Origin of the sequence: Bosea sp. F3-2, assembly GCF_008253865.1 — a bacterium.
Lineage (GTDB): Bacteria > Pseudomonadota > Alphaproteobacteria > Rhizobiales > Beijerinckiaceae > Allobosea.
The window spans coordinates 3,730,153-3,752,198 of record NZ_CP042331.1; the positions used below are offsets into that span (position 1 = coordinate 3,730,153).

At 63.1% G+C, this 22,046-nt stretch carries 10 protein-coding genes; 9 read left to right on the top strand and 1 reads right to left on the bottom strand.

What is annotated here, in order from left to right:
* The first annotated feature begins 50 nt into the window (after positions 1-50).
* The 6 genes from FQV39_RS17225 (at position 51) to FQV39_RS17250 (ending at position 16,265) form a co-directional block, all read left to right on the top strand.
* Positions 51-10,217 carry a beta strand repeat-containing protein gene (locus tag FQV39_RS17225; RefSeq protein WP_149131404.1) on the top strand — a complete coding sequence of 3,389 codons (10,167 nt, stop codon included), beginning with the start codon at positions 51-53 and terminating at the stop codon, positions 10,215-10,217.
* A gap of 109 nt (positions 10,218-10,326) precedes the next feature.
* Positions 10,327-10,656 carry a hypothetical protein gene (locus FQV39_RS17230; protein ID WP_149131405.1) on the top strand — a complete coding sequence of 110 codons (330 nt, stop codon included), beginning with the start codon at positions 10,327-10,329 and terminating at the stop codon, positions 10,654-10,656.
* 353 nt (positions 10,657-11,009) lie between these two features.
* Positions 11,010-11,318, top strand: a complete 309-nt coding sequence (locus FQV39_RS17235; RefSeq protein WP_149131406.1) for a hypothetical protein — start codon at positions 11,010-11,012, stop codon at positions 11,316-11,318.
* 349 nt (positions 11,319-11,667) lie between these two features.
* Positions 11,668-13,023, top strand: coding sequence for a TolC family protein (locus tag FQV39_RS17240; RefSeq protein WP_248313049.1), 1,356 nt, complete (start codon positions 11,668-11,670; stop codon positions 13,021-13,023).
* Positions 13,024-13,098: 75 nt separating this feature from the next.
* Entirely contained in the window at positions 13,099-15,234 is a 2,136-nt protein-coding gene (locus FQV39_RS17245) for a type I secretion system permease/ATPase (RefSeq protein ID WP_187639961.1), read from the top strand.
* 251 nt (positions 15,235-15,485) lie between these two features.
* Entirely contained in the window at positions 15,486-16,265 is a 780-nt protein-coding gene (locus FQV39_RS17250; RefSeq protein WP_149131409.1) for a hypothetical protein, read from the top strand.
* 632 nt (positions 16,266-16,897) lie between these two features.
* Here FQV39_RS17250 and FQV39_RS17255 read toward each other — a convergent pair.
* Entirely contained in the window at positions 16,898-17,110 is a 213-nt protein-coding gene (locus FQV39_RS17255) for a hypothetical protein (RefSeq protein WP_149131410.1), read from the bottom strand.
* Between the two features lie 113 nt (positions 17,111-17,223).
* Between FQV39_RS17255 and FQV39_RS17260 the strand changes: the two genes are divergently transcribed.
* The 3 genes from FQV39_RS17260 to FQV39_RS17270 all read left to right on the top strand — a co-directional run bounded on the left by FQV39_RS17260 (position 17,224) and on the right by FQV39_RS17270 (position 21,971).
* The gene (locus FQV39_RS17260) at positions 17,224-18,708 is read left to right on the top strand and encodes a lipopolysaccharide biosynthesis protein (protein ID WP_149131411.1); all 1,485 of its coding nucleotides are present in this window, start codon (positions 17,224-17,226) and stop codon (positions 18,706-18,708) included.
* A 1,167-nt stretch (positions 18,709-19,875) separates the two neighbouring features.
* A complete protein-coding gene (locus FQV39_RS17265) occupies positions 19,876-20,889 on the top strand; it encodes a glycosyltransferase family 2 protein (protein WP_187639963.1) in 1,014 nt (337 codons plus the stop codon).
* Positions 20,814-21,971: a glycosyltransferase family 2 protein gene (locus FQV39_RS17270; protein ID WP_149131413.1), complete on the top strand. Its 1,158-nt coding sequence runs from the start codon at positions 20,814-20,816 to the stop codon at positions 21,969-21,971. Before FQV39_RS17265 ends, FQV39_RS17270 begins: the two co-directional genes overlap by 76 nt.
* The last annotated feature ends 75 nt before the right edge of the window (positions 21,972-22,046 follow it).

Genomic DNA, 22,046 nt, shown 5'->3' on the forward strand with positions numbered 1-22,046 from the left:
CAAAACTCGCCAAAGCATCCGATCAGACATCAGCGTGATCGGGTTACGTCATGGTTGAAGGTAGCGGCAACCTCGGCTTCGAAACGAAGATCGAAGCGGGGCAAGTTTCGGCAGAACAGGGCGCCTCGGATCGCGCCGGCCACATTCAGCTGGCCCAGGCCAAGACGGAGGCGCCGGCGTCGGCGCCTGCACCGGTAACCCCCACGCCCCCATCCGCAGGGTCCGCGACCGATGTGACGCCGCCGGCGGTTCATTTCGACGCTGCAGCGTCCAAGGTCGTTCGCCTGCCGCAAGGGACGTCGCTCGACAATATCGAGATCACCGGCAAGGACATCGTCCTGAAGCAGGCTGATGGTCGTACGATCGTCATCGACAACGGTGCCTCCAACGTCCCGACCCTGATGGTGGGGGACGTCGAAGTGCCGGCCGAGACGTTGGCTGCCGTCTTCGACCGCCAGGGGATCATCGCGGCGGCTGGTCCGGCCGGCGCTCAGGCTTCCAGTATTGGCAGCTCCGGCGGCAACTTCAGCGTGCCGAACGGCAGCGTCGGTAGCTTCTTCGGGCTCACGGATCTGCTTCCGCCGACGGATCTGCAGTTTCCGACTCTCGAACAGCGCGAGCTCGGCGCCGTCAGGGGGCAGAGCGTCGGCCCGAGCTCCCTGTCGTCGACGGCGAGCCTGGTGCTTGCGGAAGCGGCCCTGTCGAGCGGGTCCGCCAGCGCCCGGACAGACGAAATTGGGCGTGCCACCCTGTCCTTCGATACCGGTACGCTGCCGGTTACCGGCGTCCGCTTTGCGGCCGATCTGGGTTCGCTGCAGACCGAAACCAATGGCCTTCCCGGCGCGGATATCATTTGGGTTCGGCTGTCCGATACGACGGTTGTCGGGCGCGTGGGAGGCGTCGACACCGTTCTTCTCCAGATCGAACCAGCGACCGGTCAGGAGATCGGCACGATCGGCGTCGTCGTCATGACCACGCTGTTGGGGCCCGTGCCTCATGTTCCGGGCGCCGGGCTTCAGGCGGTCGATCTCGGCTCGATCGGTGTCGTCGTCGAGACGGGCGCGGGCGCCGCGCAGGGCAGCGTCCAGATCTCGGTCAGCGACGACGTGCCGACGGTGACGGCGGCGGCGGCTGCGGCGACGGTGGTGGAAGGCCAGACCCTGGCCGGGACCTGGTCGCAGGTGCCGGGCGCGGATGCGGCGGGCGCGGTGACGAAGGTCGTGGTCGGCGGGAGCGAGTACGACCTGGGCACGGCGATCACGGTCGCCGGGCTGGGCACGCTGACGGTGGCGGCGAACGGGAGCTGGAGCTTCGCGGCGCTGAACAACCTGAACAACCCGGCCGGGCTGCCGGTCGCCTTCGCGGTGAAGGTGACCGATGGCGACGGCGACGTCGCGATGAGCCCGGTGAGCTTCACGATCACGGACGGGTCGGGCCCGACGCTGAGCGGGCCTGAGGGCGGCGTGGTGGCGCTGACGGTGGCGGAGAGCGCGCTGGCGAGCGGCTCGGTGCCGGGCAACAGCAATGAGGTCGACAGCGGCACGCTGAGCTTCACCTCGGGCTCGGACGCGATCGCCGCGGTGGTGTTCGCCGACCCGAACGCGGCGGGCAATGCGATCGCGGCGGATCTCGGGCTGAACGAGGGCGTGACGCTGAGCTGGGCGCTGTCGAACGGCGACCGGACGCTGACCGGCTCGATCGGCGGGCAGGCGGCGATCGTGCTGACGCTGGGCGGCGGCCAGACGGCGGCGGCCGGCGGGGCGACGGTGAGCCCGACGGTGACGGCGACGCTGACCGAGCACTTCCCGCATCAGGACAACGCCAATGCCGGCGAGCTGACGCTGTCGGGGATCAAGGTGATCGCGACCGACACCGACGGCGACCCGGCGGTCGGCGCGGTCACGGTCAAGGTCAGCGACGACGTGCCGACGGTGACGGCTGCGGCGGCTGCGGCGACGGTGGTGGAAGGCCAGACCCTGGCCGGGACCTGGTCGCAGGTGCCGGGCGCGGATGCGGCGGGCGCGGTGACGAAGGTCGTGGTCGGCGGGAGCGAGTACGACCTGGGCACGGCGATCACGGTCGCCGGGCTGGGCACGCTGACGGTGGCGGCGAACGGGAGCTGGAGCTTCGCGGCGCTGAACAACCTGAACAATCCGGCCGGGCTGCCGGTCGCCTTCGCGGTGAAGGTGACCGATGGCGACGGCGACGTCGCGATGAGCGCGGTGAGCTTCACGATCACGGACGGGTCGGGCCCGACGCTGAGCGGGCCTGAGGGCGGCGTGGTGGCGCTGACGGTGGCGGAGAGCGCGCTGGCGAGCGGCTCGGTGCCGGGCAACAGCAATGAGGTCGACAGCGGCACGCTGAGCTTCACCTCGGGCTCGGATGCGATCGCCGCGGTGGTGTTCGCCGACCCGAACGCGGCGGGCAATGCGATCGCGGCGGATCTCGGGCTGAACGAGGGCGTGACGCTGAGCTGGGCGCTGTCGAACGGCGACCGGACGCTGACCGGCTCGATCGGCGGGCAGGCGGCGATCGTGCTGACGCTGGGCGGCGGCCAGACGGCGGCGGCCGGCGGGGCGACGGTGAGCCCGACGGTGACGGCGACGCTGACCGAGCACTTCCCGCATCAGGACAACGCCAATGCCGGCGAGCTGACGCTGTCGGGGATCAAGGTGATCGCGACCGACACCGACGGCGACCCGGCGGTCGGCGCGGTCACGGTCAAGGTCAGCGACGACGTGCCGACGGTGACGGCTGCGGCGGCTGCGGCGACGGTGGTGGAAGGCCAGACCCTGGCCGGGACCTGGTCGCAGGTGCCGGGCGCGGATGCGGCGGGCGCGGTGACGAAGGTCGTGGTCGGCGGGAGCGAGTACGACCTGGGCACGGCGATCACGGTCGCCGGGCTGGGCACGCTGACGGTGGCGGCGAACGGGAGCTGGAGCTTCGCGGCGCTGAACAACCTGAACAATCCGGCCGGGCTGCCGGTCGCCTTCGCGGTGAAGGTGACCGATGGCGACGGCGACGTCGCGATGAGCGCGGTGAGCTTCACGATCACGGACGGGTCGGGCCCGACGCTGAGCGGGCCTGAGGGCGGCGTGGTGGCGCTGACGGTGGCGGAGAGCGCGCTGGCGAGCGGCTCGGTGCCGGGCAACAGCAATGAGGTCGACAGCGGCACGCTGAGCTTCACCTCGGGCTCGGATGCGATCGCCGCGGTGGTGTTCGCCGACCCGAACGCGGCGGGCAATGCGATCGCGGCGGATCTCGGGCTGAACGAGGGCGTGACGCTGAGCTGGGCGCTGTCGAACGGCGACCGGACGCTGACCGGCTCGATCGGCGGGCAGGCGGCGATCGTGCTGACGCTGGGCGGCGGCCAGACGGCGGCGGCCGGCGGGGCGACGGTGAGCCCGACGGTGACGGCGACGCTGACCGAGCACTTCCCGCATCAGGACAACGCCAATGCCGGCGAGCTGACGCTGTCGGGGATCAAGGTGATCGCGACCGACACCGACGGCGACCCGGCGGTCGGCGCGGTCACGGTCAAGGTCAGCGACGACGTGCCGACGGTGACGGCTGCGGCGGCTGCGGCGACGGTGGTGGAAGGCCAGACCCTGGCCGGGACCTGGTCGCAGGTGCCGGGCGCGGATGCGGCGGGCGCGGTGACGAAGGTCGTGGTCGGCGGGAGCGAGTACGACCTGGGCACGGCGATCACGGTCGCCGGGCTGGGCACGCTGACGGTGGCGGCGAACGGGAGCTGGAGCTTCGCGGCGCTGAACAACCTGAACAATCCGGCCGGGCTGCCGGTCGCCTTCGCGGTGAAGGTGACCGATGGCGACGGCGACGTCGCGATGAGCGCGGTGAGCTTCACGATCACGGACGGGTCGGGCCCGACGCTGAGCGGGCCTGAGGGCGGCGTGGTGGCGCTGACGGTGGCGGAGAGCGCGCTGGCGAGCGGCTCGGTGCCGGGCAACAGCAATGAGGTCGACAGCGGCACGCTGAGCTTCACCTCGGGCTCGGATGCGATCGCCGCGGTGGTGTTCGCCGACCCGAACGCGGCGGGCAATGCGATCGCGGCGGATCTCGGGCTGAACGAGGGCGTGACGCTGAGCTGGGCGCTGTCGAACGGCGACCGGACGCTGACCGGCTCGATCGGCGGGCAGGCGGCGATCGTGCTGACGCTGGGCGGCGGCCAGACGGCGGCGGCCGGCGGGGCGACGGTGAGCCCGACGGTGACGGCGACGCTGACCGAGCACTTCCCGCATCAGGACAACGCCAATGCCGGCGAGCTGACGCTGTCGGGGATCAAGGTGATCGCGACCGACACCGACGGCGACCCGGCGGTCGGCGCGGTCACGGTCAAGGTCAGCGACGACGTGCCGACGGTGACGGCTGCGGCGGCTGCGGCGACGGTGGTGGAAGGCCAGACCCTGGCCGGGACCTGGTCGCAGGTGCCGGGCGCGGATGCGGCGGGCGCGGTGACGAAGGTCGTGGTCGGCGGGAGCGAGTACGACCTGGGCACGGCGATCACGGTCGCCGGGCTGGGCACGCTGACGGTGGCGGCGAACGGGAGCTGGAGCTTCGCGGCGCTGAACAACCTGAACAATCCGGCCGGGCTGCCGGTCGCCTTCGCGGTGAAGGTGACCGATGGCGACGGCGACGTCGCGATGAGCGCGGTGAGCTTCACGATCACGGACGGGTCGGGCCCGACGCTGAGCGGGCCTGAGGGCGGCGTGGTGGCGCTGACGGTGGCGGAGAGCGCGCTGGCGAGCGGCTCGGTGCCGGGCAACAGCAATGAGGTCGACAGCGGCACGCTGAGCTTCACCTCGGGCTCGGATGCGATCGCCGCGGTGGTGTTCGCCGACCCGAACGCGGCGGGCAATGCGATCGCGGCGGATCTCGGGCTGAACGAGGGCGTGACGCTGAGCTGGGCGCTGTCGAACGGCGACCGGACGCTGACCGGCTCGATCGGCGGGCAGGCGGCGATCGTGCTGACGCTGGGCGGCGGCCAGACGGCGGCGGCCGGCGGGGCGACGGTGAGCCCGACGGTGACGGCGACGCTGACCGAGCACTTCCCGCATCAGGACAACGCCAATGCCGGCGAGCTGACGCTGTCGGGGATCAAGGTGATCGCGACCGACACCGACGGCGACCCGGCGGTCGGCGCGGTCACGGTCAAGGTCAGCGACGACGTGCCGACGGTGACGGCTGCGGCGGCTGCGGCGACGGTGGTGGAAGGCCAGACCCTGGCCGGGACCTGGTCGCAGGTGCCGGGCGCGGATGCGGCGGGCGCGGTGACGAAGGTCGTGGTCGGCGGGAGCGAGTACGACCTGGGCACGGCGATCACGGTCGCCGGGCTGGGCACGCTGACGGTGGCGGCGAACGGGAGCTGGAGCTTCGCGGCGCTGAACAACCTGAACAATCCGGCCGGGCTGCCGGTCGCCTTCGCGGTGAAGGTGACCGATGGCGACGGCGACGTCGCGATGAGCGCGGTGAGCTTCACGATCACGGACGGGTCGGGCCCGACGCTGAGCGGGCCTGAGGGCGGCGTGGTGGCGCTGACGGTGGCGGAGAGCGCGCTGGCGAGCGGCTCGGTGCCGGGCAACAGCAATGAGGTCGACAGCGGCACGCTGAGCTTCACCTCGGGCTCGGATGCGATCGCCGCGGTGGTGTTCGCCGACCCGAACGCGGCGGGCAATGCGATCGCGGCGGATCTCGGGCTGAACGAGGGCGTGACGCTGAGCTGGGCGCTGTCGAACGGCGACCGGACGCTGACCGGCTCGATCGGCGGGCAGGCGGCGATCGTGCTGACGCTGGGCGGCGGCCAGACGGCGGCGGCCGGCGGGGCGACGGTGAGCCCGACGGTGACGGCGACGCTGACCGAGCACTTCCCGCATCAGGACAACGCCAATGCCGGCGAGCTGACGCTGTCGGGGATCAAGGTGATCGCGACCGACACCGACGGCGACCCGGCGGTCGGCGCGGTCACGGTCAAGGTCAGCGACGACGTGCCGACGGTGACGGCTGCGGCGGCTGCGGCGACGGTGGTGGAAGGCCAGACCCTGGCCGGGACCTGGTCGCAGGTGCCGGGCGCGGATGCGGCGGGCGCGGTGACGAAGGTCGTGGTCGGCGGGAGCGAGTACGACCTGGGCACGGCGATCACGGTCGCCGGGCTGGGCACGCTGACGGTGGCGGCGAACGGGAGCTGGAGCTTCGCGGCGCTGAACAACCTGAACAATCCGGCCGGGCTGCCGGTCGCCTTCGCGGTGAAGGTGACCGATGGCGACGGCGACGTCGCGATGAGCGCGGTGAGCTTCACGATCACGGACGGGTCGGGCCCGACGCTGAGCGGGCCTGAGGGCGGCGTGGTGGCGCTGACGGTGGCGGAGAGCGCGCTGGCGAGCGGCTCGGTGCCGGGCAACAGCAATGAGGTCGACAGCGGCACGCTGAGCTTCACCTCGGGCTCGGATGCGATCGCCGCGGTGGTGTTCGCCGACCCGAACGCGGCGGGCAATGCGATCGCGGCGGATCTCGGGCTGAACGAGGGCGTGACGCTGAGCTGGGCGCTGTCGAACGGCGACCGGACGCTGACCGGCTCGATCGGCGGGCAGGCGGCGATCGTGCTGACGCTGGGCGGCGGCCAGACGGCGGCGGCCGGCGGGGCGACGGTGAGCCCGACGGTGACGGCGACGCTGACCGAGCACTTCCCGCATCAGGACAACGCCAATGCCGGCGAGCTGACGCTGTCGGGGATCAAGGTGATCGCGACCGACACCGACGGCGACCCGGCGGTCGGCGCGGTCACGGTCAAGGTCAGCGACGACGTGCCGACGGTGACGGCTGCGGCGGCTGCGGCGACGGTGGTGGAAGGCCAGACCCTGGCCGGGACCTGGTCGCAGGTGCCGGGCGCGGATGCGGCGGGCGCGGTGACGAAGGTCGTGGTCGGCGGGAGCGAGTACGACCTGGGCACGGCGATCACGGTCGCCGGGCTGGGCACGCTGACGGTGGCGGCGAACGGGAGCTGGAGCTTCGCGGCGCTGAACAACCTGAACAATCCGGCCGGGCTGCCGGTCGCCTTCGCGGTGAAGGTGACCGATGGCGACGGCGACGTCGCGATGAGCCCGGTGAGCTTCACGATCACGGACGGGTCGGGCCCGACGCTGAGCGGGCCTGAGGGCGGCGTGGTGGCGCTGACGGTGGACGACCAGAACCTGGCGGGCGGCAGCACGCCCGGCGGGGCAGACTTCGACCAGGGGACGATCACCTTCGCGCCGGGCGCGGACGCGATCGCCTCGATCAAGTTCGACACGGATCTCAGTGGGCTGGCGACGGCGAATCTGAGCTGGAGCCGGGTGTCGGACACGCAGATCCTGGGCAAGGACACGGTGAGCGGCGCGACGGTTGTGACGCTCGACCTCGCGGTCTCGGGCGATGCGGCGACGGTGACGGCGACGCTTAACAGCAACTACGACGCGCATCCGGGGCTCAACCTGGACGACCTAGTCGATCTCGGCGTGGTCAAGGTGATCGCGACGGACACCGACGGCGACAAGGCCGAGGGCACAGTAAAGGTGACGGTGTCGGACGACGTTCCGTTGGCGGTGGCCGGTGCGCCTCTCACGGTGTCGGAGACGGATGGTCCGACGTCCGGCACCAATCTCCTGGCCAATGATGTGCGCGGCGCCGATGGGGCCAAGCTGACTGCCGTGGATTTCGGTCTCGGCAACGGTTTCGAGACCATCGCAGTGGGTGGGGCCACCACGATCACCAATGCGAACGGAACCTATACGTTCCAGGCGGACGGAACCTGGACCTTCGATCCGGTCGTCAATTCCAGCACGTCGAACACGACAGGCAGTTTCACCTATCGGATCACGGACGGGGACGGCGACACGTCGACCGCCACGCAGGTCGTCACCATCGCCAATGTCAACAACGTTCCGACCGGTGGAACAGTGGCGGCCACGGTGGACGACGAGGGGCTGGCGCATGGGATCGCCGGCGGCGCCGGGGACGCAGCCACTCATTCGGCGTCGTTCTCGGGCACGCTGACGGGGTCGGGCGGCGATGGCGCGCTCTCCTTCAGCTTCACCAATCTCAATGGCACCACGGCCACGATCGGCCAGGAGACGGTGACGTATGGCTGGAACAGCGCAAGCAATGTGCTGACGGCGACGATCACGATCAGCACCGATTCGACGCGCGAGAACAGCGCCCTGTTCACCGTCGCGGTGACGCCAGCGACCGGCGCCTACACGCTGACGCTGCTCGACAATGTGCTCCACGCGCCCGGCAACAATGCCGAAAATGGCGACATAACGCTGGCCCTGCATTACAGCGTCGGCGACAGCGATGGCGACACGAGTGCCGGCGATACCGGTACCGGAACGCTCAACGTTACCTTCAATGACGACTCGCCCGTCGATTTCACGGCGCAGTCGATGACCATCGAGAATGGCGCCAACGCGGTGGGCAGCGGTGCGCTGAACTTCTACGAGAGCATCGGCGCCGATGGTGGCAACGTCGTCTTCAGTGGCGGCACGGATGGTGCGACGACGCTGATGAGCGGTGGGACGGCCGTGACCTCCGGCGGCAAGGCCATCTATCTGTATGGCTACGGCACGGACACGCTGACCGGCAAGATCGACCTTGACGGCAATGGGATCAAGGAGACCACCGTCTTCAGCGTCAAGCTGTCGCCGAATGCGACCAGCGAAGCGAACGATGTCTATACGACCCAGTTCTTCCGGGCGATCGATGACGGGTCGGGAGCAAGCATCACACCTACCAATTTCGGCAAGACGTCTGCTGAGAACTTCAAGGTGATCGAAGGGACTGGCGATCTCGATGTCCTGATTTCCGGGCAGAATACCGTTACCGGCGCTCTTGCCGTCGTAAAAGGAAATAATTCCAATTCGACGATCAGCATAAGTTCCGGAAACGGCTCGATGATTGCGGATACGGACCTTCTGCGGTTTGATTTCGCTAACAATGTAACGCTTTCCGGAAGCGGAAATAATCTAGCCATCAATTCACCTATTGCTCACCACGACGTCAATGGATTCACAACCACCATTGAGAACGGTGGTGGTGCGTCAACAATCAGGGTTGTGGCGTTCAACGCAGACAACGATACCGTCTTGTGGGGGGATGCCGGGGATGCGCCGGACACCATAACGCAGATCTACAAAAACGGCGTGCTGCTGACGGGCTTAACTCCATCCGGGTCAGGCTACGCGGTGCAGGTCACGAATGGAGATCAAATTTCAGTATTCACCGCCGATGGCTATAACAGGATCGAATTTTCTAAGGATTCTGGTGCAGATTTCACCGTATCTGGCGTCGGTTATTTGAACCTGAACACGGGGCACGACGTCCCGATGTCGTTCAACGTAACTGCAACGGATGCGGATGGCGACACTTCGTTAGGCACGATTTCTGTTACCACGACACCACTGAAAGCAACGATCAATGGCGATGCCTCGGACAATCTGCTGGTTGCTGGAATTGGCGGAGAAACCTTGAATGGCCACGACGGCAACGACACGCTCATCGGCGGCGTCGGGGCCGACACCTTCGATGGCGGCGCGCACACTTCCGTCGGCGATACCGTCAGCTATCAGAATTCGTCCGCTGGCGTGACGGTCGATCTCAATCTAGTTGCGCAGAGCTCGGCCGGCGATGCCAGCGGCGACAAGCTGACCGGCATCGAGAACCTGATCGGTTCGTATTTCGGCGACACCCTGACGGGTGACGGCAACGCGAACACGCTCAGCGGTCTCGATGGCAATGACACGCTCAGCGGCGGAGGTGGAAACGACACGCTCATCGGCGGGGCCGGAAATGACACGCTCATCGGTGGAGCTGGGGACGACACGCTCATCGGCGGGGCGGGCCAGGATGCGTTGAATGGCGGCAGCGGGAACGACGTATTCGTTCTCGACAGCAGCAATCTCTCCGTCTCCGACCTGATCCAGGACTACAACTACAATGGCGGCGCCGGCGACATCGTCGACCTCAGCGCGATCCTGGAGCCTCTGGGCGTCACCGCCGCAAACGTGGATGGTTACGTCAATCTCGCGAATGGAGGGACCGCGCTTCAGATCGACAGCAACGGCGCGGCAGCTGGCGGCACCGTGACGACCGTCGCGACCTTCAGCACGCCGCAGGTGCAGGTGTCGGTCCTTTACGATGACCATCAGCCACCCGCGACGGTGACCTGATCACTTATATGGCGACAGCGGGTGAGATGTTCTAAGCGAAGCTCACCCGCGATCGCTGCGGATCGTGGGGTGACGTGAAGCTGGACGGGGAAGCCGCGAAAGGGCGACGATGGATTCTGATCCGACCCCATCGACTTTGGATGAGATCGTCCTCGCCCTAACCCCGAGCGGCGACGAAACGCCGATGCCGTCGGTGCTGGAACTGACCGTTGCCGATCTCGTCTCGGACAGCGCAACCGAGTTTGTCGATCTGGCGAATGTTCTGGGAGCCGGGGCGCAGGGCCAGGGCTTCTCCGCCGCAGGCATAGAAGTCGTTTCCATGCAGAGCGGCGAAATCATTATAACCCAGCCGGCAAACGAAGCCGGATCCGGCGATCACGTGGCCGATGCCTCTGTTCTCTATGGAATTCTGCAGCTTGCAGGCGGTGAAGCTTTGTAAATCCGATGTATCGACTTTCGCATCATCGTTGAAATCAAGGCAAGAGTTCTGCACTTATTGAGTTTAGGATGTCGGCACGCCGAGGATATGACCTGCTTTTTTGAGCGGACGGCAGATTTTCGGACCGCTTTTCAGCGGATATCATCTGGTACGCTGTCGCATTTTGGTAACGATCGATTCAAAAGCGTGTTTGTTTCTCTGAACGCTACGGAAACGGCTTGAGCGCGGCAATGCGCCCCTTTAGGCTTGTTTGATTGGAACAATTCTCGACGAGGAAGCAAATGCGGGCCTTGCCTCTGGTGTGCGCCGCGGTCTTTCCGCTCCTTCTTTCTGCCGCGGCTCACGCTGCGGATTTGGCTGGGCTCCCCCGGACACGCGGCGGTCCGGCTGTCTGCCAGGCCTGGGGGCATTCCTCCCTGGCGCAGGAGCAGAATCTCTCGGTCATTCAGGAAGAGGTGCGGGCGCGTTATGTCGACGCGCAATCCGTTTCGACGCAGATCTCGACCGAGGCGAGCCGGTCGGAGCGGATTACCTGGGCATATGCGTCCCGGACCGCCTGTGGCATCGCGCTGGGCATGCTATCCTACCGCGAGGTCGACTCGGATCGCCTGTGGAACTGCGAGTGCTATCACGCCCGCATGCGTGCGACGATGGTCAGGTAGTTCCAGGATGGCGTGTTCCGAGGTTAAGGCTTGGTTTTCCATGTCCGAATCTTCTTCTTAATTAAGCTAAAATTATCTAATTATTTCAGCACGATAGAAATGTTGCACTGCGGTTATTGTTACGGTTCGGTTATGCTTTTCCACTGAATATTGCCGAGAGGCGGGCGCGACGAAATACAGGTTCCGTCGCGGCCGTGGTTTAAAGAGCATAGATTGCTCGTCTGGGGATGGTTTGGGGGCGGCTGTGAGTTTTGGCAAGCGAAGCGCATGGTTGCGGGCAAGGCTCCTGAGCGGGGTCGTTGCCTGCACTCTGCCGGTACTGGCGACGAGCCCGTCGACGGCACTTACCTTGCGTGAGGCTATCGCGACGACGATCGATTCGAATCCGCAGATCGGTGCGGCAATCGAGAACCGCGAGGCGATCGAATTCGAGCTGCGCCAGGCCCGCGGCCTCTACATGCCGCGAATCGATGCAGAGGCGTCGGCTGGCAGCCGAGACCTGGACAGGAAGCGCAACGCCGTCGACCGGCTGAACGGCGGCGGGCGCGACGCGACCGGCTATTCTCCGGTCGAAGTCGGCGTGGTCGGAACATGGCGGCTGTTCGACGGCTTCACGACGGATGCCGAGGTCGAGCGGCAGGCGTCGCGCGTGGACGGTGCCTCGCTTCGCGTTCTGGAGCGGTCGGAGTTTCTGGCGCTCGAGGTTGCGCGCGAATATTACGACATTCTTCTGCAGGAGCGGCTGGTCGGGCTGGCTGCGGAGAATATCGGCTATCTGCAGGATACCGTGCAGCGCATCCGCGGCAATGTGAGCAGCGGCTCGCTCACCGATGCCGATCTGAAACAGGGTGAAGAGCGCGTGTTCGCGGCCCGTGCACGCGCCGTCGAGGCGAGGCAGAATCTCGACGAAGCCAAGATACGCCTGCAGCGCCTGGTCGGAAAACCCTATGTCAAGGGAGGGATGCCGCCCTCGATGGCAAGCCGGTTGCCGAAGTCGATCGAGAGCGGGCTCGTGCTCGCGGTTCGCAACAACCCCCGCATCCATATCGCCAATGCTGATATCGATGCTGCGAACGCCCTGGTGAAGAAGGCGCGGGGCAAGATGCTTCCCGAGATCTTCCTGGAAGGGCGTGCGCGCGCGGGCCGGGATATCGACGGCGTGGAAGGGCGCACCAACGATCTGCAGGCCCGCGCGGTGATGCGGATGAACCTCTACAATGGCGGCATCGACCAGGCCGCGATCCAGGAGCAGACGCGGCGCGTTGCCGAGGCTCAGTTCAATCGCGACCAGATTCTGCGCGAGGTTCGCGAAGCCGTGAAGCTCTCGTTCGAGCGGCGGCTACGGCAGAGTGAACTGTCCGGCGTGCTTGGCCAGCAGGCCAGCATCGGCGACCGGATCGTGTCGGCCTATTCCGATCAATTCCAGGTCGGGCGCCGCTCGCTTCTCGACCTTCTGGACGCGCAGAACACGCGCTACAACGCCAAGGTTCTGCACGAGACCTCGCTGATGGCCGCCCGCTTTGCCGAGTACCGAATCCTGGCATCGACCGGGCAACTGGTCGAGTCCTTCGGCCTGCGCCCGCCGAAGCAGGCGGAGGTCTATGCGCGTACGGAAGCCGGTGTCCCACCGAGGGCCGATGCCGAAACCCTGCCGCGCTATTCGCCCAATAAGGGGCGCCTGGGCGTGCCACCGCCGGCGCTGTAAAGCTTGGCCGAAAGTCAAAATACGATGCACGGCACCCCAGTGCCACATGAGGGAGAGGCGCAGGCGTCTCCCTCGTTGCGTCCCTTGGCAGGTGGCAATGACGATCCGTTGCTGCTCTGCCTCGTTCAATTGAGCACCCATTTCGAGCGCCCGACCGCCGCGACCGTTCTGACGGCCGGCTTGCCCGTCGGAGACGGAGGAGAGGGACTCACGCCGGAACATTTGATCCGGGCCGCCGAGCGCATTGGCCTGCGTGCCGACTGGGTGCGTTTCGATGTCGGCGCACCAGTCGAGACCGACTTTCCGGCCATCGTCTGGCTGCAGCAAGCCATGCCCGTTCTCGTCCTCTCGCTCGACGAGGACAAGGCGCGGATCCAGATCTATTCGCCCGGAATGCGTTCGGTGGCGACGGTTCCATTGGAGGCGCTCAGAAGTGCCGACGGCGGCGATATCCTGCGCTTCTCGCCGCAGTTGACGGCAACCGACCCGGCTGGCGAGGGCTCCCCTGATGTCGACCGCAACTGGTTGCTGGCCGCGGTACGGCCGCATTGGCGCAGCTACTTCGAGGCCTTCTTCGCCTCCGCCTTCGTGAATTTGCTGGCGCTCGTCAGCCCGCTTTTCACCATGAATGTCTATGACCGCGTCCTGCCCAACAAGGCGATTTCGACCTTGTGGGTTCTGGCCATCGGCACGGCCATAGCGATGCTGTTCGATGTGCTGCTGCGATCCGCGCGAGCGTTCCTGGTCGACCATATGGCGCGACAGCTCGATATCCGGATTTCGAGTCTCCTGATCGAAAGGATCATGAACACGACGCTGCAGGCCAACACACCGACCACCGGGGTCACCGTTCAGCGGATTTCCGAATACGAGTTCCTGCGCGAGTTCATCGGCTCGAACACCGTCATCTACTTCGTCGATTTCATCTTCGCCTTCGTCTTCCTGATCGTGATCATCGCGATCAGCCCCTATCTGGCACTGTTTCCACTGATCGCGATCGCGGCGCTCATCCTGCTCGGCTTTGTCGTGCAACGCCTGATCGCGGCGGAAATCAGCCGCGCCGACAAATCCAGCTCCCATCGGCAATCACTGATGGTCGAGATCGTTTCCGGCCTCGAGACGATCAAGGCCGTGCGCGCGGAAGGCATCTTCCTGAGGCGCTGGCGCGACATCACCACGGTTGCGACCAACACGACCCATCGGATCAAGAACTACGCCGCCTTCGCGGCGAACCTGTCCTATCTGCTCCAGAACATGGTCACGGTGGTCACCATCGTCGTGGGCGCCTATCTCTTCGATCTCGGCATGATCACGACCGGTGGCATCATCGCCTCGGCCATGCTCGGCAGCCGCGCCGTCGCTCCCCTCGGCCAGATCGCGCTGATGCTGTCGCGTGTCCGCCAGGCGGTCAGCGCCTACCACAGCCTCGATGCGATCATGAAACTGCCGGATGAGCGCAGTGAGGGCCGGATGCTGGTGTCCCGCTCGGTCGAGCACGGCGAGGTCGAGTTCCGCGGCGCGGGCTTCACCTATGCCGGGCAGGCCCGCCCGGTCCTGAGCAATTTCAGCGTCAAGATCCATCCGGGCGAACGGGTGGCCATTCTCGGCCGCATCGGCGCCGGCAAGACCACCGTCGGCCGGCTTCTGGCACGTCTCTACCAACTTGACGCCGGAGAGCTGCTGATCGACGGCGTCGACATCCGCCAGTATCATCCGCAGGAAATCCGGACCGCGATCAATGTGGTGACGCACGACACCCAAGTCTTCAATGGCAGCGTGCGGCAGAATCTTCGCTTGTCGAAGCCCGACGCCTCGGATGCGGAACTGCTCACGGTCGCCAGGCTATCGGGCTTGGCGGACTTCGTTCAATCACACCCTGCCGGCTTCGAGCGTCAGGTCGGGGAGCGCGGCCAGCAGCTGTCGAGCGGGCAGCGGCAGATTCTTGGTCTGGCCCGGGCCCTGCTATCTTCCGGGCGCATCATTTTCCTGGACGATCCGACCAGTTCGATGGACACCGCCACCGAACGGCAGTTCGTCACGAGGTTCAAGGAGGCGCTGGCGCCTGATCAGACCCTGATCGTGACAACGCATCGCAACGCGGTCCTGGCCCTGGTGTCGCGCGTTGTCGTCGTCGACGGCGGAAGGGTTGTCGCTGATGGGCCGGCGGAGAAAGTCTTGCGCCTCCTCAATGAAAAGGCTGGCGGAGTCTAGCCGATAGACGCGGCAGAGCCGGCAGGACGGATTTTCATTGAGGTCGATGCTACAAGGATCGTCTGGGGTGTGAGACAAAGAGCGATGGCCCGGCAATCTCCATGACGAAGCTTGGGTGGATATCGACCAGCCTGTGTCGCCAGGCGACTTTCGCTGCATGTCTCGGGCTGGCATTCGCTGCGGCTGCGCCGGCCGCGGCCGAGGACACGAGAGTCCATTCGAGCCAATTGCGCTGCCACATTCTCAGCATGATGGAGAAGGACCTCTCCGAGGCTTTGAAGAAATGCGGGGTTTCGACGATCTTTTTTCGCCCCGAACTGTTTCAGTCGCAGCCGGTCAATGGCCTGGTCGCCCCCGGCGGGCGCGACAGCGAGCTCTACACGCGGTTCGGCCAGGCGCGCTTCGTCCAGCGCTTCCCGCTCTACCTGAACGGCCTCTACGCCTCTCCGGAGAAGGAAGAGACCGAAAGGGACTCCGCCACCGTCAAGCAGGCCGCGCTGGGCAGCACGGTTCGCGGCGGGCTGATCGAGGATAACAGCGACGATCTCGGGCAGCCTACGGTGAAGAGCGGTTTGGTCACCTGGGCGGCGGTGCCTCCCGTGTTCGAGCCGGGCGCGCGCATCTCCCGCGTCCGCGCCGATCTCATCCTCAAGGACAGCAAGGTCGCCTTGAATCTGGTGCTGATTCCCGAAGAGGCTGGCAAGGGCCTGATGATCCTCGTCAAGCTTACCGGCGAACGCGGCGCGGAGTTCGGCGTTCCTCGCATGCGGAGAACCGGCGACCGCTCGGGCGAGCCGATGGACATGGTCAGCCGCAGGCAGGGCGACGGAGAAACCGCATTCGTTCCGGCAGCCGAGCCTCAGGCTCTTCAAAACATCGCTTCGGCCCTGCTTCGGGGGCAGTGGATCGACGTCCCGGTCAGGCTGCGAGGCGAGCCTTCTTATATTTTGACGATGGAACTGGCGCGCCCCGGAAAGGCGCTCCTCACTCGCGCCCTGAGCGATTGGGGCTTGTCCGTCGAAGGGCGATAACCACCCGAGTTACAAGATCAATCGTCAGCATCAGCATACGCTCACTTTGACACAAATCACCGCATCGACCTGACCGATAACAAAAATATCATTCCAAATTTTAATACTTAATTATAAATCTATAATACACATTACCACAATAAATCAAGTATAGTTAAACTATTAAATACATTAAATTGTTTAAAGCATTGAATATTACTTTCAAGAATCGCGCAATCTACTCGATAGAATCAACGATATCATTGACGCCGCAATATCATACTATTAAAATGAGCGATTGCTAGAGCCTGCTGATTTTACGCAGAAACACGCCGTCATCCCGGGCTTGACCCGGGATCCATCGTAGACTGCCGAGCCCTATGATGGATTCCGGATCGGCGCCGCTTCGCGGCTTGTCCGGAATGACGGGGCCGTTTCCGCTAAAAGTCAGCGTGTTCTAGCGGACAAGGCCAAGCGTCACACCAAGCTCGACCGCAAAATTGGCAACGACGACCCAGAGGTGTGAGCCTTCAAACACGCAACCAGTTGCGCATTTGCCCGTTCGGTTCCCCTCGATTGTCTCTTGTCAGAGGAGGTGCTCCATGTCGTCACCAGCCGCCGCAGCATCCGCCCGCCCACCTGGAAGGCCGAGACTATCGTGCTTTGCCGAATGAAGCCGAAGTGCCGGTCGATCGCGATATGGATTTGTAGCAAGGGATCTGCGACGGGGTCGTTCCGCCCGACAGATGCCGGATCTTGCCACCGATCATCAAGATCCAGCGCGCATCGACACCCTCCTGCACCGCCTTGTTCAGCTCGTCCTGACAGATCTCCCTGGCCGTCGCGGCGGCAGCCTTGAACGCCACCTTCGCTCTCGCAGAATGAATGCGCCCAAACAAACCGCGCAGCCCGGGAATGATCGAACTCGTCGTCACGCGTCGAGTTAACAAAAAGGGACTAAAGGGGCCATCGGTTCATAATGGAAAACCTTCGGGGAAAATCTGTCCATGCCGGGCTCGCAAATGTAAGCGGTCAAGTTGGGCGCGTTCTTATTAAAATATTATCGACAATGATTTTGGCGCGCCTGCTGGCACCAAGCGATTATGGCTTGATCGCGATGGCAACGACCTTTACTGGCTTTCTAGGTCTTTTCAGCAGCTTAGGGCTCTATCACGCCACAATCCAATGCGATTCGATCTCCCTCGACCAATCTTCGACGCTTTTCTGGATCGTTCTTCTTATTGGATTCGTTCTTTTTATTTTATGCATAGCGCTCTCACCCGCAATTGCACTCTTCTATGGCGATCCAAATCTTATCTCTGTAACGATTATTATCGGAACCGGATTCATATTTTCGGGGGCCGGCATACAACATGGAGCACTCTTGTCCCGACAGATGCGCTACGGGACGTCAGCGCTCATTGATATTAGCTCCGAGTTTATCAGTACTGCCGCGGCGATCTATCTCGCCTTGATCGGGTACGGATATTACGCTTTGGCGTTCATGATCGTCCTGCAGCCGCTCGTCGCGACGATCGGGTTGTGGTGCAGTACAAGATGGTTTCCAACGCGCCCGCGTTTCAGCACCCAGATCGCGCCGATGCTACGCTTCGGGAGAGCCATGACGCTCACCAGCGCGGTCACTTACATCGCAAACAACCTGCAGAAGGTCCTGATTGGCAAATTCTGGGGCGAGGAAGCAATTGGATTGTACGGACGCGGCAGCTATTTGATATCGTTTCCGATCGATACATTGAACAATGCCATAGGCGAAGTAGCTTTCAACGCCCTATCGAAGGTTAAACGAGATGCGGCTCGGCTCCGGCGCTCGTTTTTGCAGATCTATACGTGTGTCGTCGCACTGACTCTACCGATCACGACAGCTTGTGCGCTATTCGCCGATGATGTGATCGCAATACTCCTCGGTCCAAACTGGAGTGCGGTCGTCCCGATATTCCGGCTTCTGACTCCAGCCGTCTTGGTGTTCGCAATCAATAGCCCAATCGGATGGCTGTTGAGCGCACTTGGAATGGCCGACAGAGGCCTGAAGATCGCACTGATTTCGGCTCCCTTGTTGTTGTTGGCAGTGATGGCCGGGTTGCCTTATGGGCCGAACGGCGTCGCTTTGTCTTACTCTGCCATCATGCTGCTGAAGGCTGCGCCCGTGACAGCGTGGGCCCTTCGCGGGACAGGAATCCATTTTAGGGACGTTTTCACCGGCCTGCGCGGAGCCCTTACTGCAAGCGTCATCGCAGGGATCATATCCTATACCGTAAAGGTCGAATTATTGGCTGCGGCGCCTCCCTTTGTTCGCCTTGCTCTGGTGGTCGCACTGTTCTCGGTAACCTATGTCGTGGTGCTGTTGCGCTCGACCACGCACAAGGCCGTCATTTCTGACGTGCTGCAGACGGCAAAGAGCCTTGGAATCGACCCGAGAAAATTAGGTTTCAAGAGCGCCGCTTGAGCGGATGAAGCGCCGCTCGGCCAGCTCGAAGAAGCCGTTGTTCAGCGGCTCGGCTACTCCGGCTCAACTTTACCCTTCCTGGCCAAGTAACGGGGCAGAGTGGTCTCCGAGGCGGGGGGCATCAAGCTCTGCGGCACTCGCGCTCCAGCATCGCAAGGGGCATCGCCAACAGCACGCACATGAAGCCGCAGGGCTCGGCTGATCGGCAGACCGCTCTCGCACGCCCCCTCGCCTTGCTGCCGCACCGAGCATGGACGCGCCGCACGGGGACACGGATGGAGCAGTTGATCGGTACGGTCAGGCTCGTCGAGCGACGAAGAAGATCGGGCTGGCGAACTTCGTCTCCGACATCAAGCAACGCATCGTTTTGGGCCGCCTTGGCGACCGGAATTCCGCGGAATCGCCTTGCCCGGTCTCCCGCTCTGGAAGTTTAACCGATGACGCTCTTCTGGCCACCAGAGCAATCGAACAGCAGTCGGTGGCCTCAAGACAAGGCCGCCCACCGTAGACAGCCTGTCTCCGATACCGTGCAACCAACCATGAATTCCATCCAGCGGCCAACAACTTAACGGCACCCTCCCCTTGCCTCCTCCTCGGTTTGCTTGGGAACAGTGGCGATCCCCTGCCGTTGATTATTTAGAATTCCCGGGGGCTGGCAGCATGCGTGACGTGATATCGGGCCGCGCGCATCATGCGATCTCAAATCCGGAGATGATGAAAGCACCGTGGCCGAGCGCAGTGCCAGTTGGCTCGAAGCTGCGGCGACCAAGGATCGAGCGCCCCGGACATTGCGGGACAGGAAATGTCGGCGACGACGCTGCGGTCTCAATCGTCCCGAGCGAGATCAAAGAACGGTGCCCCAAGCATCGCTTGTCGCGCTATCCCTTGCGCCGACAGCCTCGCACCATCGGCACGGGCCTCGCCAGATATCCGCAAATACCCGGGCATATTTTTCCGGCGAGAACGGCAGCGGAATCACTGCGCAGTTTGAGAGCTTTCGAAAACGCCGTTCGGGTGAATCCATCCGATCGGCCTTCTGATCAAAATACATGATCAGACCGCATTGACTGCCGAAATCGACCGGCTTTTCGAGGGAGAGGAATTAACAGACGCCAAACAGCCGGTGATGAGAGGTTCGATATCTGCTTAATCTCGATGGGAATGGCGATGAAAGCGAACGAAGGCCCTTTGGTTAGCGTATTGACGCCGGTCTATAATGGAGCCGCCTATCTGAGGGACTGCATCGAGAGCGTTCTGTCGCAATCTTATGAGAATTTCGAGTACATCATCATAAACAATGCCAGCACGGATCGTACCCTGGAATTGGCGAACGAGTACGCCAAGAGAGACGAGCGGATACGTATATGCAGCAATGATACTTTGCTGCCGATCATCGCGAACCACAACAGGGCATTCCGGGAGATAGACCCGCGGAGCAAGTACTGCAAGGTCGTTTCCGCTGACGATTTGATCTTTCCGGAATGCCTGGCACAAATGGTGGCGCTCGCAGAGGCGAACCAACGAGTCGGCTTGGTAGGCTCCTACCAATTGTGCGGCCAGATGAATTGCAACTTCGAAGACCAGACGGTGCGGAATGTCGGGCTCGATCCTTTCAGATCTATCTTTCCGGGCACCGAAGTCTGCCGGAAGCAACTCCTTGGAGAGCTGAGTGTTTTCGGCAATCCGACATCGACGATGTACCGGTCGGATCTGGTTCGCCGGACTCAAGAATTCTATCCGAACGCTTCCACCGAAGCCGATACAAGCGCTTGCTTCAGCGCGCTGTCCGATGCCGACTATGGCTTCGTTCACCAGATCCTTTCATACGAGCGCGTTCACAACGTCCGGCAAACGACCATAGCCCAGAATCTCAATACCTATCTCCCGTCAGCGATAAGCGACTGCTTGACGTATGGTCGAAATTTCATGACCGAGGCGGAGCTCGCCGAAAGACTTCACCACCTTGTCGTTGAATATTATGAATTTCTGGGATCAAGCGCACTCAGGCCGAGCAACAACGCTTTTTGGACTTACCATAAATCTGCGCTGCAAGCGTTGGGGATTCCGCTGGACAGAAGACGAGTCGTCCTGGAAGCAGCAAAGAAATGCATGAGGACGATGAAAACGCCAACCCGATTCTTCGGAGTGGCGATGGAACGGGCGCGGCGCATTCTAAATTGAATCTGTCGAGATCTTTTCGACAAAAGCATCCATGCGCTCAAAGGCGGGCAGATATTCGGGGTAATGAGATGGGCTCGCCGAAATTCAGCGTTCTGATAGCAAATTACAACAACGCTCACCTGATTCAGCAGGCGCTGGATAGCATCAAAAGGCAAACGGTTCAGGACTTTGAAGTGATTGTCGTGGACGATGGATCGACGGATAGCAGTCGCTTCGTGATCGAGGCGGCCGCAGCATCGTTCGATGGAAAGCTTCGATATATTTACCAACCGAACGGCGGCGTAGCGAGTGCCAGGAATACCGCAATCACGGCGTCTTCCGGAGACTACATCACGTTTCTGGATCCGGATGATTATTGGCACGATGAGAGATTGCAGGCTCACGCGGAAATATTGGATGAACATGAGGCGGTCGGATTTTGCTGCAGCGACTTTGACCGTCTCCATGAAGATGGGCATGTTGAGCGACATTTCAGCAAATGGGTGGCGTTTCCGCATTTTCCATTTGAGCAGCCGATTTCGCGCGAAGATTCACTGAGGTGGCTTCTCGCTGTAAATTTCGTCGGCACCAATGGAGTGACAATCCGAAGGAGTTGCGTAGAAGCCGTTGGGTTGTTCAACGAAAACTACAAACAAGCTGAGGACTATGATTATTGGCTTCGGTGCTCTGCGAATACGGAATTTTATGTCATCCCACGAGTCCTGCATACATACAGGATTCATCAGGGCGGCCTGACAAAAAACTTTCTCGAAAATTGCGAATACAGCCAGCGAGTGATCCAAGAATACACAAGAACCTATGATGGATTCATCAAATCTCGCGGGCTGGAAGGCGCGGTTAGAACTGCGGTCTCGCGAAAGTGGTATGAAATCGGAAATTTGAATTTTGAAGGCGGACACACAAAAAGAGCGTTTTACTCGTATGTAATGGGCCTGGAATCGGAGATCTCGTTTCCGAACTTGTTGCGCTTCATCTCAGTGGCAGCGCGCAAGACAATCAGGCTCGGTACATTTGGATTTCTTTCGAGAGAGCGCCTTGGACCGGTGGGCATCTCCGCACCGACGAGGCCGCGACGATCCTGACAGTCCCGCTTTCCCATCAAGATCCATCTGAAGACCGATTTCGACGCCACCCATCGCCTTCGACCTGACCGGCGG

Bases quoted from the DNA above. Each gene is read 5' to 3' on its own strand.
- FQV39_RS17270 (WP_149131413.1), top strand. From the start codon at position 20,814: ATGCATGAGGACGATGAAAACGCCAACCCGATTCTTCGGAGTGGCGAT.
- FQV39_RS17250 (WP_149131409.1), top strand. From the start codon at position 15,486: ATGGAGAAGGACCTCTCCGAGGCTTTGAAGAAATGCGGGGTTTCGACG.
- FQV39_RS17225 (WP_149131404.1), top strand. From the start codon at position 51: ATGGTTGAAGGTAGCGGCAACCTCGGCTTCGAAACGAAGATCGAAGCG.
- FQV39_RS17260 (WP_149131411.1), top strand. From the start codon at position 17,224: ATGGAAAACCTTCGGGGAAAATCTGTCCATGCCGGGCTCGCAAATGTA.
- FQV39_RS17230 (WP_149131405.1), top strand. From the start codon at position 10,327: ATGGATTCTGATCCGACCCCATCGACTTTGGATGAGATCGTCCTCGCC.
- FQV39_RS17265 (WP_187639963.1), top strand. From the start codon at position 19,876: ATGAAAGCGAACGAAGGCCCTTTGGTTAGCGTATTGACGCCGGTCTAT.